Origin of the sequence: Aliidiomarina sp. (genome assembly GCF_022565475.1) — a bacterium.
Classification (GTDB): domain Bacteria; phylum Pseudomonadota; class Gammaproteobacteria; order Enterobacterales; family Alteromonadaceae; genus Aliidiomarina.
In genome coordinates this window covers 216,056-230,463 of sequence record NZ_JAIUMR010000003.1, presented here as the reverse complement: position 1 = coordinate 230,463, position 14,408 = coordinate 216,056, and the positions used below count along the sequence as shown (strand labels likewise).

General features: G+C 50.8%; 12 protein-coding genes. 9 read left to right on the top strand and 3 right to left on the bottom strand.

Features of this window, described 5'->3' with window-relative positions:
- Positions 1–52: 52 nt before the first annotated feature.
- Entirely contained in the window at positions 53–2,152 is a 2,100-nt protein-coding gene (locus tag LAT77_RS04420) for a cytochrome D1 domain-containing protein (protein ID WP_290563341.1), read from the bottom strand.
- 235 nt (positions 2,153–2,387) lie between these two features.
- On the opposite strand from LAT77_RS04420, the gene LAT77_RS04415 reads away from it, so the two are divergent.
- From LAT77_RS04415 to LAT77_RS04390, 6 genes are read left to right on the top strand one after another with little or no spacing between them, the layout of a single operon-like run.
- Entirely contained in the window at positions 2,388–3,212 is an 825-nt protein-coding gene (locus LAT77_RS04415; protein WP_290563340.1) for an SDR family oxidoreductase, read from the top strand.
- Complete coding sequence (locus tag LAT77_RS04410; RefSeq protein WP_290563339.1) at positions 3,209–4,624, top strand: coniferyl aldehyde dehydrogenase; 1,416 nt, start codon at positions 3,209–3,211, stop codon at positions 4,622–4,624. Before LAT77_RS04415 ends, LAT77_RS04410 begins: the two co-directional genes overlap by 4 nt.
- A gap of 11 nt (positions 4,625–4,635) precedes the next feature.
- Positions 4,636–5,175, top strand: coding sequence for a hypothetical protein (locus LAT77_RS04405; RefSeq protein WP_290563338.1), 540 nt, complete (start codon positions 4,636–4,638; stop codon positions 5,173–5,175).
- Positions 5,175–6,758 (top strand): GMC family oxidoreductase, encoded by a 1,584-nt coding sequence (locus tag LAT77_RS04400; RefSeq protein WP_290563337.1) that lies wholly within the window; start codon positions 5,175–5,177, stop codon positions 6,756–6,758. The genes LAT77_RS04405 and LAT77_RS04400 overlap by 1 nt, the downstream gene beginning before the upstream one ends.
- Complete coding sequence (locus tag LAT77_RS04395; protein WP_290563336.1) at positions 6,759–7,376, top strand: biliverdin-producing heme oxygenase; 618 nt, start codon at positions 6,759–6,761, stop codon at positions 7,374–7,376.
- Positions 7,377–7,414: 38 nt separating this feature from the next.
- Positions 7,415–9,448, top strand: a complete 2,034-nt coding sequence (locus LAT77_RS04390; protein ID WP_290563335.1) for a sensor domain-containing diguanylate cyclase — start codon at positions 7,415–7,417, stop codon at positions 9,446–9,448.
- A 61-nt stretch (positions 9,449–9,509) separates the two neighbouring features.
- Here the strand turns inward: LAT77_RS04390 and LAT77_RS04385 are convergent, their stop codons facing one another.
- Positions 9,510–9,887 carry a SirB2 family protein gene (locus tag LAT77_RS04385; RefSeq protein ID WP_290563334.1) on the bottom strand — a complete coding sequence of 126 codons (378 nt, stop codon included), beginning with the start codon at positions 9,885–9,887 and terminating at the stop codon, positions 9,510–9,512.
- 342 nt (positions 9,888–10,229) lie between these two features.
- Here LAT77_RS04385 and hemN point away from each other — a divergent pair, with 342 nt between their 5' ends.
- Positions 10,230–11,594, top strand: a complete 1,365-nt coding sequence (gene hemN / locus LAT77_RS04380) for an oxygen-independent coproporphyrinogen III oxidase (RefSeq protein ID WP_290563333.1) — start codon at positions 10,230–10,232, stop codon at positions 11,592–11,594.
- A gap of 65 nt (positions 11,595–11,659) precedes the next feature.
- Here the strand turns inward: hemN and LAT77_RS04375 are convergent, their stop codons facing one another.
- Entirely contained in the window at positions 11,660–12,193 is a 534-nt protein-coding gene (locus tag LAT77_RS04375) for a hemerythrin domain-containing protein (protein WP_290563332.1), read from the bottom strand.
- Between the two features lie 237 nt (positions 12,194–12,430).
- Between LAT77_RS04375 and norR the strand changes: the two genes are divergently transcribed.
- Together norR and LAT77_RS04365 are read left to right on the top strand one after the other, a co-directional pair.
- Positions 12,431–14,002: a nitric oxide reductase transcriptional regulator NorR gene (gene norR, locus LAT77_RS04370; protein WP_290563331.1), complete on the top strand. Its 1,572-nt coding sequence runs from the start codon at positions 12,431–12,433 to the stop codon at positions 14,000–14,002.
- Positions 13,999–14,394 (top strand): YbaN family protein, encoded by a 396-nt coding sequence (locus tag LAT77_RS04365; RefSeq protein WP_290563330.1) that lies wholly within the window; start codon positions 13,999–14,001, stop codon positions 14,392–14,394. The genes norR and LAT77_RS04365 overlap by 4 nt, the downstream gene beginning before the upstream one ends.
- Positions 14,395–14,408: the final 14 nt, after the last annotated feature.

The window sequence follows — 14,408 nt, the reverse complement described above, 5'->3', positions numbered from 1 at the left end:
GGCCCAGAGGTCTGGGCCGGGGTCTTACGAAACAAACTAAACGTTCGTTTATTTAGTACACTTCGTTACGCGTGTTGTAGTTGTTGAACTTACCGGTTGGCGTAATCATTCGTGGACCTTTAATGACATGCTTCAATGTCCGAGTCTTGTCATCAACAACGACGATAGCCGACTCTTCTTCCATGCCACTCCAAACCGAGAACCAAACTTCGGTCCCTTGTTTGTTGTATTCAGGCTGAACAATCCGTTTCGGGCCTGGGCCCAAATCCGCCCATTCTGCGATTGGCAGCACGGTGTAACCCGCATCAAGGTTGTTGATATCGAATACCGCCACCGACTGACTGATTTCGGCTTCTGGGTGGAATGTAGTATCTACCCATAAATTGGTCGACTTCGGATGTGATTTCACGAACAGTGAGCCACCACCTTGACCTTGCAACACCTCTACCGCTTTAAACGCATGATCCGGGTAATTGTCTGGGTCAGTACCAATTAAGGTAATATCAGCGTTACCCAGTGCACTCGTTATCCATACTGGGCCATACTGAGGATGCTCGATGTTCGCACCGCGACCTGGGTGAGGAATCCGCTCCGCTGGAACTAACGCTTTTAACGTCCGCTCCTGCGCGTCAATCACCGCAATCTTGTCCGACTCATTGGCTGCAGTCATGAAATAACGGCCACTACGATCCCAACCACCGTCGTGTAAGAATGGTGCAGCATCAATCGTGGTAACTTGCAGTGCATCAATATTTTCATAATTCACGAGCAAGATTTTGCCGGTTTCTTTGACGTTAACAATGAACTCGGGGTGCTTGTGTGAACCCACAATTGCAGCAACGCGCGGCTCTGGATGATATTCTTGAGTGCCAGTCACATAACCGCGAGTTGAAACAATTTTGTGTGGCTCTAAGCTTTCACCATCCATCAAGACATAGTGCGGTGGCCAGTAGGCGCCAGCAATCGCAATTTTGTCTTCGTAGCCTTTGTAACGCGAGTTCTCAACTGAACGTGCTTCCATCCCGATTTTAATCTCAGCGACCACTTGTGGCGGATCCATATACAAGTCAATTAAGTCGACTTTACCGTCGCGGCCGATGGTTGAGAAATAGCGACCTGAGCTCGAAGCACGAGAAATATGTACCGCGTAGCCAGTAGGCACATAAGAAATAACCTCGTAACTATCGCCGTCGATAATCGCCACTTCACCCGCGTCGCGCAGCGTGACCGCAAACATGTTGTCAACATCGTAATTATGTTGTGGTGTTGCTGGACGATCTTCAGGTGCGACGTGAACAATCCACGAGTCGCGCATTTCTTTCATGCCCCACTCCGGTGGTGTTGGTGGTTCATGTTGCAAGTAACGCGCCATCGCATCGATTTGCGCATCGGTGAGTTCGCCTGAAGTACCCCAGTTTGGCATACCCGCCGGAGAACCGAACGCAATCAAGGCTTTCAGGTAATCTGTGCCTTTCGCTTGCGTGAGATCAGTCGTCAATGGCAAGCCGGTTGCGCCTTTGCGCAAGACACCATGACAACCGGCACAACGCTCGAAATAGATTTGTTGTGACGAAGCGAATTCTTCTTCGGTCAAATCTGGCGCGCCCGGAGTCACGACCATCGAGCCTCCTTCAACCGGCGATGGTGCACCTTTATACGATACTTCTGCAGCAGTTGCAGTGCCATGTGCTTGACCACTCGCACGATCGGTTTTGCCACCACCTTCACGCACATTTTTAACCTGCGCTGCGGTGATCTCTGGGCCTTTGTTACCCCAGCTATTGAGAACGTAGTTAGAAATATTCGCTATTTCTGCGTCATCTAAATGAGCCATTGCCGGCATCACCGCGTTATAAGTCACACCGCCAACCTCAAGTGGTCCAGAGACTCCTTTGAGGATGGAATCGACAACGCGCTCGGGCTCAGCTTGCAAGTTCGGGTTGTTGGCCAGTGGAGGAAATGCGCCGCGCATCCCTGAACCATCGGGACGGTGACAAGCGGCACAGTTGCGCTCGTACGATTTTTTGCCCGCTTCTAAATCAGCGGCTGCGGCAGTTCCCGCAAATCCGCTAATCGCAAGCATGATGCCAGCAGCAGTGGCTGAGAACCATATTGGTTTCCGCCAAGCTGAACGTTGAGAAGTAGTTTTCATAAGCTTGTCCTCCAAGACAAGTGAATAACACCAAGTGAGAGCTGTTCACGAAGTCAGTTTGCGGTAAAGTAGTTCTCATCGACGCAGTGTTTCGCTTTTCCCTGGGGGGATGTCGCTAACCGACTTCTGTTTTGATGTCCTCACTGTAGCCAATTCAAGCCCTTATTACACGAGGGCTTCGGGAGTATCCCCTGCGGATCATAGGGTTAAAAAAATAACTAAAGGTGGGTAGTTCATGAGCAATAATTTAAGTCCGCAAAAGCGTATTTTCATCACCGGAGGGGCAAGCGGCTTCGGTTTTGCGCTGGCCAATTTCTACGCACAGCAAGGCTGGCGAGTCGCCATTGGTGATATTCAAGAGGAGCTGGGGCAGCAGGCACAACAGACCTTGGCGCAAAACGCACAAGAAGTGCGCTACTTTCACTGTGACGTCACCGACGAAGTGGATCTTCAACGCGTAGCCGATACCCTTTTAGAGGCATGGGGAGGGGTAGATCTTGTGGTAAATAATGCTGGCGTCGCCCAAGTCGGTGCCATCGAAACCGTCAGTCTCGACGACTGGCACTGGATTATTAATATTAACTTACTTGGTGTTGTGCGCGGCTGCAAAGTCTTCACGCCAATCTTTAAACAGCAAAAGCAAGGGCATTTTATTAATATCGCCTCCATGGCCGGACTACTCGACGTGCCCAACATGTCGGCCTATAACAGTACAAAAGCCGCCGTCGTCTCTTTGTCCGAAACCTTGCAACATGAACTAGCACCGAGCAACATCGGCGTCACCGTGGTCTGCCCCTCATTTTTCCGAACAAACCTCGGCAATTCCATGCGCAGCACGGTTCCAAATATGGACAAAACGCTCGACAAACTCATGAGTAAGAGCGACCTTAGTGCTGACGATATCGCCCGACAGGTTGCCGCCGCAGCTGCACAAAAACACTTTTATGTCTTGCCCCATGCCACTGGCCGACGAATTTGGCGCTTAAAGCGCTGGCTACCTCGCGGACTTTACGCCAGACTCATGCAACAACAGTTCGCTAAAGTGGGAGGAAAAAGATGACCACGACCGCCGAGTTGACCCAATTATTCGCAGCGCAAAAAACCGCGTTTCATGCCGCGCCATTTCCATCGGCTCAGGAGCGTGTGGAAAACCTTGAAAAGCTGAGAGTGGCGCTTTTAGAACAGCAAGAAAGTCTTATCGCCGCCATTCATGACGACTTCGGTCGCCGTTCAGCTGACGAAACGCGGCTTGCTGAACTGCTACCTTCGATTGAGGGTATTCGCTACGCACAAAAGCGCGTGAAACGCTGGATGCGCCCCTCTAAACGTAAAGTCGGGGCTGCATTCCAACCGGCATCGGCCAAGGTTGTCTACCAACCTCTTGGTGTGGTTGGCGTCATCGTGCCCTGGAATTATCCGCTCTACTTGGCGATTGGACCGCTCGTCGCCGCATTAAGTGCGGGGAACCGCGTCTTGATTAAAATGAGTGAATATACGCCAGCGACCGCAACCGCTGTGCAAAAGCTTATTGCCGAATGTTTCGCACCAACGGACGTTGCTGTGGTTACTGGTGATAGTGACATCGGCATCGCCTTTTCGGAGTTACCCTTCGACCACTTATTATTCACCGGTGGCACCAGTATTGGCCGTAATGTCATGCAAGCGGCGGCGAAAAATTTAACCCCAGTGACCTTGGAGCTCGGCGGCAAATCACCTGCTATCCTCGGCAACCCGCGTCACTGCGATCTTGAAGCAGCAGCCGAGCGCATCGCCTTTGGTAAAGCCCTGAATGCCGGCCAAACTTGCGTAGCGCCCGACTATATTCTTTGCCCTGAAGCGCAAGTTGAGGACCTCGTGGCCGCGTTAAAGTCTGCATTTTCACGGATGTACCCTAGTTTCCGTGACAACCCAGATTACAGCTGGATCATTAACGATAAACAATTCAAACGCCTGCATAATGTCTTGCAAGACGCGATTACGCGTGGCGCTGATGTGCACAGTATCAACCCGAACAATGAGACCTTTGAATCCACACGCTTAATTCCACCGACCATTGTCAATAACGTGACCACCGACATGGCGATCATGCAGGCGGAAATTTTTGGTCCGCTTTTGCCTATCGTTCCCTACCAGACATTCGACCAAGCTCTGGCACACGTGCGCAGCGGTGAGCGCCCATTAGCTTTATATTATTTCGGTGAGGACAGCGACGAACGCCGCCAAATTCTTGAGCAAACCCATTCCGGTGGCGTCTGTTTTAATGAAGCGGTGTTCCATGTTGCCCAAGACGATTTACCGTTTGGCGGCGTCGGCGCTTCGGGCATGGGACACTACCACGCACATGAAGGTTTTCTCACTTTCAGTCAGGCGCGGGCGGTGCTCGCCAAGGGTCGATTAAATAGCGCAAAGTTTATCTATCCACCTTATGGCGGTAAGATTTTGCAACTCATTTACAAGCTGTTTATTCGCTAAGGAATGTCGCCATGGGTCAAGTCATTTCGCTCAGTCGACGGCGCTTCATGCAGTTTGGGATTGGTGGCGCTCTTGTACTTACAGCGGCGGGAACCGGAGCGCGCTGGGTTCAGCGTAATCGCCGCTCCGCTGCGCCTGAGTTTCAACAGTTACGGCAACAGGACATTCAGTTGCTGACGGCAATTTTACCGTTTGTTATCGGCCCACATCCGGCGTTTGCCGCGAATTTGGACACTACGCTAGACAACATCGATCGGCTGTTAGCACACAGTAGCCCAGCGAAACAAGCCGAATTGCGCGATCTCTTTGACCTGATGACCTTCAAAGCAACCCAAGGGCCAACGACCGGTTATTGGGGCGAGTGGTCACAAGCGACCGAACGCGATATCCAGAAGTTTCTGCTGCGTTGGCGAGATAGTCGCGTGGCGCTCTTGCGCTTTGGCTATCAAGGTCTTTGCCAACTTTGCCACATGGCTTGGTATGGCACCTCTGCGTCATGGCAGGCGATTGGCTATCCGGGACCACCTCCTTTACATCGGAGTCATGAGTAATGCCAGTACCTGATTTATTTCGTCAAGGTCTGCGTGACGGTTGGCAAGTTTTCGACGCCACCCAGGCTATGCCAAACCTACCTGAGTTTGATGTCGTCATCATTGGTAGTGGTGCCGGTGGGGGAACGGCGGCTGAAATTCTGGCGCTGGCTGGTCAACGCGTACTCATTCTCGAGGAAGGCGCACTAAAAACGTCCAGCGACTTTGAAAATGATGAGCTGAAAGCTTACACCGAGATGTACCAAGAGGGTGCGTTACGAACCACGGCCGATGGCAGCATTAGCATTTTGCAAGGACGCACAGTCGGAGGCACGACAACGGTTAACTGGACCAGTAGCTTTCGTACCCCGGAGTCGACCCTCGGCACTTGGCAACGCGACTACGGCATTGATTACGCCAACACAAGTTCGATGACACCTTGGTTCGAGCAAATTGAAACGCGGCTTAACGTCGAACGCTGGGCGATGCCTCCAAACGCTAACAACGACGTCATCCGCAACGGTTGCGAAGCACTCGGTTGGCACTGGGACATTATTCCACGCAATGTCACCGGTTGCTGGAATTTGGGCTATTGCGGCACCGGTTGCCCGGTGAACGCGAAACAGTCGATGTTAGTCACCACCATCCCCAATGCGCTCAGCCATCATGCTGTGCTCATTCATAGTGCGCGGGTGGAGCGACTGGATATTCAAGGTGACACAGTCAAGGGTGTGTTCGTCAGTCCCATGAATACGTGGTTAACTCGTAGCGACGGTCCCGGTTTCTATGTTAGTGCCAAGCGCATCATTTGCGCTGGAGGTGCGATCAATACTCCGGCTTTGCTGATGCGCTCGAAAGCACCAGACCCCTATAAAGTGCTTGGTAGTCGCACATTTTTGCACCCAGTTTGCATGACTGCAGCACAATTCGAACAGCCAATTAATGGCTTTTATGGTGCGCCACAATCAGTTTACTCGGATCACTTTAACGACATTCCGCTGGACCAAAGCCGACTCGGCTACAAGCTTGAAGTGCCCCCCATGCAACCGAGTGTCGTCTCCGCTTTGCTCGGCAGCTGGGGCGTCGAAAACTGGTTACGGATGCAACAGCTGAGCCACACAAACGTAATGCTGGCACTCATGCGCGACGGATTTCTACCCGATTGTCAGGGCGGCCAAGTTCAGCTCCGTCGCAACGGCGATGCGGTTTTAGACTACCCCCTGAAAGAGAGCTTGTGGCGCACGGTTCGCGATGCGCTACTGAATATGGCCAAAATTCAGTTTGCCGCCGGCGCGCAACGGGTGATGCCATTACATACCGGGGCTGAGTATGCCGACTCGGAGTCTGCGCTCGTGAACATGCTCGAGAACCTGCCTTATGAGCGCTTAAAAGTGCGTCTTTCCAGCGCTCATGTCATGGGCGGATGTCGCATGGGTCTCGACCCACAGCAAAGCGTGACGCGGATTGATGGTCGTCACCATCAGCTGCAAAATTGCTGGATCTTTGATGGTTCCATCTTTCCGACAAGCGTCGGTGCCAACCCACAACTGAGTATTTATGCGTTTGTTGCACGCTTGGCCACACAACTTGCTGAGCAATCTTAAATGACGACCGCAATAGATGAGCTCAATAAGCCGAGTCTAGCGCTGATGTTACGCCAAGCAACTGCGCAGGCGCACAAAAACTTGGAACAGGCGCCACTGTTAAGCCGGCTTTTGCATCACGATTTAAGTAAAGACGAATATGCTCAAGTCATCCAAAGATTTTACGTTTTTTACCAACCACTTGAGCCAATTTTGCATGACATCGCACCCTACTCCTATCATTCGCGCAGCGTATGCTTGCTGCGTGATTTAACTGAATTACAGCACCCAACACCAGTGGTTCATTGCTCGAGATTTGCTGAGTACCTCGCCCAATTGCCTGAACAAGAAAAGGAGTTGGCCGCATTTGCAACTTTATACGTGGTCGAAGGCTCGACCAATGGCGGGAAAATTATAAGTCAACGTTTACAACGCATTAACCCTCGTTTCGGTGTTCATTTTTTTAATCTTTGGCAACAATCACCAAGTGGCTGGCAAGCATGGCGTCACTGGAGTGCTGAACTCGAGCAAAAGGTTGATCTTAATCAGTTGAAAAATCGTGATTTAGATTTCATTATTGCCCACGCTAATGCTACCTTTACTGAACTGATGCATTTATTTCAAAGTGAGAAAATCTAATCACTAAATTGTGTCAATCACTACTTAGGACACGTTGAATGAGCCAAGGAATTAGCACCCAAATCGATGCCGAGCTCGGAGCTCTCATTGATGCGTGTGAAAAAGAACCGATCCATATTCCACAATCGATTCAGTCGTTCGGTGTTCTTTTCGTATTGTCTCAGGACTGTCACCAGTGCGTTGCATACAGCGAAAATGCGGTGACGTTTTTTCCCAACCTTGCCAACATTGATTGCTTCGCCGCCAAACCTTCAGAGCTTTTGCCTGCTCCTTTGCTCACTGAGCTTGAAAACGCAAACCAAAGCCAGCAGCATACGCTGTGGTCAATTATTGACGAACTTAGCTACTTTGCGTGGTTGCAGAACGGGCTCTGGGTGATTGAAGTCGAAGCGTATTGCGCCGATAGTCACAACTGGTTCGATCTCGAGTTACAAAAAGGCCTCGATCGAATTAAGTCTTGTTTTACGCATCAAAGCTTAATTCAGGCGCTCACAACAATTACCCAAGCGTACACCGGTTATGACCGTGTTATGCTTTATCGCTTCGATGAAGACTGGCACGGCGAAGTCATTGCCGAAAGTGTGCGGGGTGAATTGCAGTCCATGCTCCATCACCACTTTCCAGCCAGTGATATTCCGCCGCAAGCGCGCGCTATGTATCACCATAATCCGGTGCGCATGGTTCCTGACAGCCATGATGAACCCGTACCCCTGCTAATGCGTTCAAAGCATGCCGAGCCGGTGAATTTAAGTCGCGGTAGCTTACGGGCAGTTTCGCCTTTACACATGCAGTACCTGCGCAATTTGGGTGTGGCTGCATCTGCTTCACTTGCCCTTTTTGAAGATGATAAATTGTGGGGTATTATCGCCTGTCACCATAGTGAGCCGCGGGTGATTCAACCACGCCAGCGAATGCTTCTGTTGCGGCTGATTGAATTTGCGGCAGAGCGACTGTGGTTAATACACTCCCGCCAAGTCGAACGTTACATGCGCCGGCTCCATGATGCCCGAGCGGCATTAGCACAGTCCTCACATGTGACGTCCTCGCCACATGAGTTAGTGCAAGAACACGCGACGCATTGGCTCGAACTGTTGCGTTCTGACGGTTTAAGTTACCTGCGCGGCGAACGCTTAACCAGCGTCGGCGAAGTGCCCTCGCATGGCGAAATTGTTACATTAGTGACGTCGCTCGAAAAAAAGAATAGTCATCAACTGTTCTGGCATAGCAACGAAATTCAGGATGATATGCCAGATGTTTTTAAGCCGAACTCTCCATTTGCAGGGGTGTTGGCCATCCCATCGAAAATTGAAGGCGATACATTTTCGTACCTGATTCTGTTTCGGAAAGAAAAGCGCCTGACACGAAAGTGGGCTGGCGCACCGGAGAAAATGCAGGTGCAAACAAAGTCCGGAACCATGCTCGGGCCACGAAAATCATTTGGCCTCTGGGAAGAAGAAGTGCGTGGCAAAAGCCTTCCTTGGCGCAGCGCACAACTCTATGCAGCTCGCGATATTGCCCGTGATCTTCTTATCGTCGCTGACTCCATGCAGCTGAGCATCCTTAATGAACGTTTGGAAAAATTGGCAAGCTATGACGATTTGACCAGTGTGCTTAATCGTCGCCGCCTCGAAGAACAACTGAGTCAATCGCTCAATACTGCGACGCGCTATCAACGGAGTTTTGGCGTTTTACTGCTAGATTTAGACCTCTTTAAAAATATCAATGACAACTATGGTCACCATGTTGGTGACGAAGTCCTCATCAAAGTGTGTGAGGTCATTCAACGTACCCTGAGAGAAACCGATGTATTCGGTCGCTGGGGCGGCGAGGAATTTATGATCATCGCACCGGAAACAAGTTACCCCGATACGGTCAATCTCGCCGAGCGCGTGTGTGCTGCCGTCGCTAACAATGATTGGCAAGAATTACCCGCTGTGACGGTGAGTATTGGCATCGCCCACTATGAAGACGACAAGAAGTGGGACGCAATTTTTGAACGCGCGGACAAAGCGCTCTACCGAGCGAAAGCCAATGGCCGTAACCGCTGTGAGAGCAAACTAAAAATCAAATGATATTGCCCACGGTCGCAAAAAAGGTCAGCCGCACAGCTGACCTTTTTGTCTTCTGTGATGCTTACCAGAGCATCGGTTTGGCAACCGCTAAATGGAAAATAAACAATAGTTGCGCAAGTGCTAACACCGCTGCAATCACCCGGACCTGCTTTGGACGCTTCAGATTCATGGCAAAAACACCAGCAATGATGTAGCCAAATAATAAGACAATTTTTATCACTAACCAGGGTAAACCAAAGACCGGTAAATTTGCCAGCGCAATCAAGCTAACCGCCATGAGTAATAAAATTGTGTCGTTCACATGCGGCAACCAGCGCAAAGGTGTCTGCCGCCAACCAGTTTTACCCAGAGCATCAAGTACGAGTCGCAGGATAAACAAGAACGCCGTGATATAAGCCGTGAGCATGTGCACATGCTTAATCGGTAGATACATTTCCATTGAAGTTTCTCTCTTTTCACACTCAGTGATGGAAGGATACGAACAAGCAGAATAACCGCAACCAGTATAACAACGCAATCGCTTCTGTCGTTTACCATTGAGGCTTTTGTACTCAGGTTTTGTTGGGGTACTCACTTACCCCTTTCGAGTTAACTCAATGCCGGAAAATGTCGAAGAACCCATCCCGATTTATAATTTAATTCATAAATAACAATCTATTACAATCATCTTCAGCAAACCCGCGCGATGACACCATAGCAACCTAGCTTGTGGCAGATCAATGCCGAGCAACGACGGAATCGGTATACTCCGTGTTCGATAGACGTAAAGGTAGGACTGGTTATGACAGATTTTCGTTGGGATCCTGAGCTCATTGCCCGCTATAACATTAATGGGCCACGCTACACTTCATACCCAACCGCTTTGGCGCTAAGCTCGCCATTCGCACACGAGCACGTCATCTCTGCGCTAGCCGCGGATGATCGCACGTTAAGCGTCTATATTCACTTACCCTTCTGCCACAAGCTTTGCTATTACTGCGGCTGTAACAAAGTCATTACCCGTCATCAAGGCAAAGCCGACACCTACCTCGATGCGCTTGAAAATGAAATGAAGCTGTATCGATCGTTGCTGAAGGCACGCAAGCTTGGTCCCTTGCATTTAGGCGGCGGAACGCCAACCTTCCTTACCGAGGAACAACTGACTCGGCTGATGACCATGCTGGAAACACATCTTGGTTTAGTGGCTAATGGTGAGCATGAAATCAGTATTGAAATTGATCCGCGCAGCTGCTCGCTGGAAAAATTAAAACACCTACGAACGCTCGGCTTTAATCGCGTGAGTTACGGCGTGCAAGACTTCGACAACACCGTACAAATCGCCATCAACCGCGTGCAAGACGATGAAATGATCGAGACCCTGGTGCATAAATCACGCGAATATGGTTTTGACTCAATTAACCTTGATCTCATTTACGGATTGCCACATCAGCATCCCGAGAGCTTTCAACGCTCGCTCGATAAAGTTGTTGAATTGAACCCTGACCGGATTTCCTTGTTTAGCTACGCGCATTTGCCCGCGCGCTTTGCTGCCCAACGCAAACTCGACAAAGGTGCGTTGCCCAACCCAGAAATGAAGCTGCAACTTCTTGAAATGGGGATTCGCACTTTTACTGCTGCTGGCTATCAGTTTATCGGCATGGACCACTTTGCACGCGCTGATGACGAGCTCGCAAAAGTTCAACGCGAAGGGAAACTGCAGCGTAACTTCCAAGGTTACACAACCCACGGCTCTGACGCGCTACTAGGGTTAGGGGTATCGTCAATTAGCCAAATCAACGGTGTGATCTGGCAGAATGAGAAAGACCTACCAGACTACTATCAAGCTATAGAACAACGTCAGTTACCTGTCATCAAGGGAGTCAGTTTAACGCATGACGACCAAATTCGTGCTGACTTGATTGCAGAAGTCATTTGCCACTTCAAGCTCGACATAATCAAATTTGAAAGTAAGTGGTCACTTACATTTAAAGAGTATTTTGCCGACAGCTTCCCGCGACTGGCGCCGTTTACCGAAGACGGTTTAGTTACACTCACCGACAAAGAGCTCGTGGTGACCGATCTCGGCCGCCTGTGGGTGCGCAGTATTTGCAGCACCTTTGATGCCTATCTACTCGACGGTCAGCAAAGTTATTCGAAAGTCGTTTAAGTGACAAGGCGAAAAAAGGGCTGCAATGCAGCCCTTTCCTGTCGGTGTTGTTGCGACGAAGCCCCCTACTGACATCCGCCACAGCAACGACCGGCAAGTTGCTCTTCCGGTACAAACAGTACGCGGCTTTCTAATTCAATATGTTCGCGCAAATCCTGCACTAACTCTGCAAGCAAGTCATACAAGGCGGTCCATGTGCCGCATGCACCCGCTGGCAAGGTTAAGTTATTGGTAATTTTTTCGATGTGCTGTAACGCTAACTCATGTTCATCATGCTCGCTCTCCATGACCATAATCGGTCCTTGTGGATAGCTTGCCGTAGACAGCATCGGAAACAGAATTTGCTCTTCCTTCATCATATGGCTTTCCAATTCCTGAAACATGTCACTCAAATGTTCAGCAAGCCCCTCGGGACAATTAGGGTCACCCGCATGGGCCTGCTCAACGCGGCGGGCAAGTTGAATCGCTTGCGGTAACTGTTCACGGTGTAACGCGTGGTAGCGCTCCAAAATAAATTCAATCAGTTCGTTATTGTCGGCTTTTTGCCATTGGTGTAGCGAGCGGCTCATAAGTGACTGGGTAGTGGTGGAAAACTGCATCGATAACTCCTCGGTTCAATCTGTCTACATTGAAAAAACTTATTTAGTTGATTTTTAAAGTTTGCAAGGTGCATGCCAGTTTGTAAGTTATCCACAGGATTGCGTGCTCACGCGTCGGTTAATCAGGTCAACTCGGAAGAGGTACTCCTTGCGAGGAATACAGCCATCCACCGCCGCATGGTACCTTTCACCCATGTTGTTCTGGGTACTATTTACCCCCTCAAGGTTGAAACTACCATGATCCAATCGAGTCTTCTCGCCGACCTCGTCACCAATCAACCGGGTCCCGTGCGCCTGCAAAAATTAGTCAGCACCCTGAAAAGCTATTTTTCCTGTGGTGCCGTCGTGTTGTTGCGCAAAGAAGACGACACGCTTTCGCCCGTGGCGAATCATGGCTTAGTGAAAGAAGCCTTTGGTCGCCACTTCGAACTTGCCAAGCATCCACGTTTAGCCATGCTTTGTTCCGCGCGGCAAGCCATTCGCTTTGAACCGGACAGCCCGCTGCCAGACCCTTATGACGGCTTAATCGAAGCACTACCCGGTGAGCAATTAGCCGTGCACGACTGCATGGGCATGCCTTTGTTTATTGAGGGCGAAACTTGGGGAGTGGTCACCCTCGACGCCTTAACACCGGGCACGTTTAATGAAAGTCATCGACTGGAGCTGCAGAGTTGCGCCATCGTCATGGAAGCCATGCTGCGGATGACTCGCCTCGAGCAAGACAACAAAGCATTGCGCCAAGGTCGTCAAGATGAAGCGCAAATGGAGCGGAAGTTACAGGCAGAAGCAGGAATTATCGGCCATAGTCAGGAAATGGCCTCTGTTCTGGATGAACTTAATGTCGTCGCCGACTCCGAGCTTCCTGTGTTACTACTCGGCGAAACTGGAACCGGTAAAGAGCTTTTTGCTCGACGGCTGCATGCTTTGTCGCCACGAGCGAAGAAGCCTATGGTGTATGTCAATTGCGCGGCACTTCCGGAAACCTTGGCCGAGAGCGAATTATTTGGCCACGCCAAAGGCGCCTTTTCCGGTGCAGCGAGCGAACGCCAAGGTCGTTTCGAAAGCGCGCACGGCGGCACTATTTTCCTCGATGAAGTCGGCGAATTGCCGTTAAACATCCAAGCAAAGTTGTTACGTGTCCTGCAAAATGGTGAGGTGCAGCGCCTCGGCACAGATAAAACACGGCATGTCGATGTGCGGATTGTTGCAGCGACTAACCGAAAGTTACGCGAGCAAGTCAAAACTGGTGAATTCCGGGCAGATCTTTACCATCGACTCTCGGTTTATCCACTGCATATTCCACCACTGCGTGACCGAGGTAACGACATCCTGTTACTTGCTGGCTTCTTCCTCGAGCAAAACCGTACGCGGCTTGGCTTTCGCAGCTTACGGATCGCCGAGACTTCCGAAGCGCTGCTATTAAGTTACCCCTGGCCGGGCAATGTTCGTGAACTTGAGCATGTCATTAGTCGGGCAGCGATTAAGGCTCTGAGCCGCGGCGTCGTCCGCTCCGATATCGTCACCCTTACCCCTGACTGTTTTGATGGCCTAGAAGCAGCACCATCGACGCTGATTCGTGAAGAGCTACCACAGTCTGAATCCGGGAAAGAGCTACCGAATCTAAAGTTAGCCGTCGAACAAACCCAGCGAGCGCTCATCCGTCAGGCTTTGCATCGTGCAGACCAGTCATGGGCACAGGCTGCGCGGCTACTTGGTATTGACGCCAGTAATCTGCATAAATTGGCAACGCGCCTTGGTCTTAAGGAAAGCAGTCGCAACGCCACGGCCGGCAGAAAAGAGAGCGCATGATTCTACTGCGGCGTTTATTCTGGCGTTTAATCGCCATTGTCTCATTAAAATTGGCAGTTCTCGGGATCCCGCTGCCGGGCTTGCCTACCGTGCCATTTGTGCTCTTGGCTGCTTGGGCTGCCGGTAAGGGCTGGCCTGAGCTGGAAAACTGGCTGCTGAGGCATCCACGTTACGGACCGAGTATTCTGGCTTGGCGTCGCGAGGGAGCCGTTTCTCGCAAAGCGAAATGGATTGCCACAGGGATGATGGCTGTCAGTCTGGTCATGCTGTTTTGGTCGCCAGCACCCGTACTGTTGAAATATCTATTACCGCCCTTTCTCGCTGCTGTTGCGTTCTGGCTTTGGCGTCGCCCCGAGCCTGTGGCACAATCAAGCCCTACCAATCCTGAGTAAGCCTTGGAGACTTT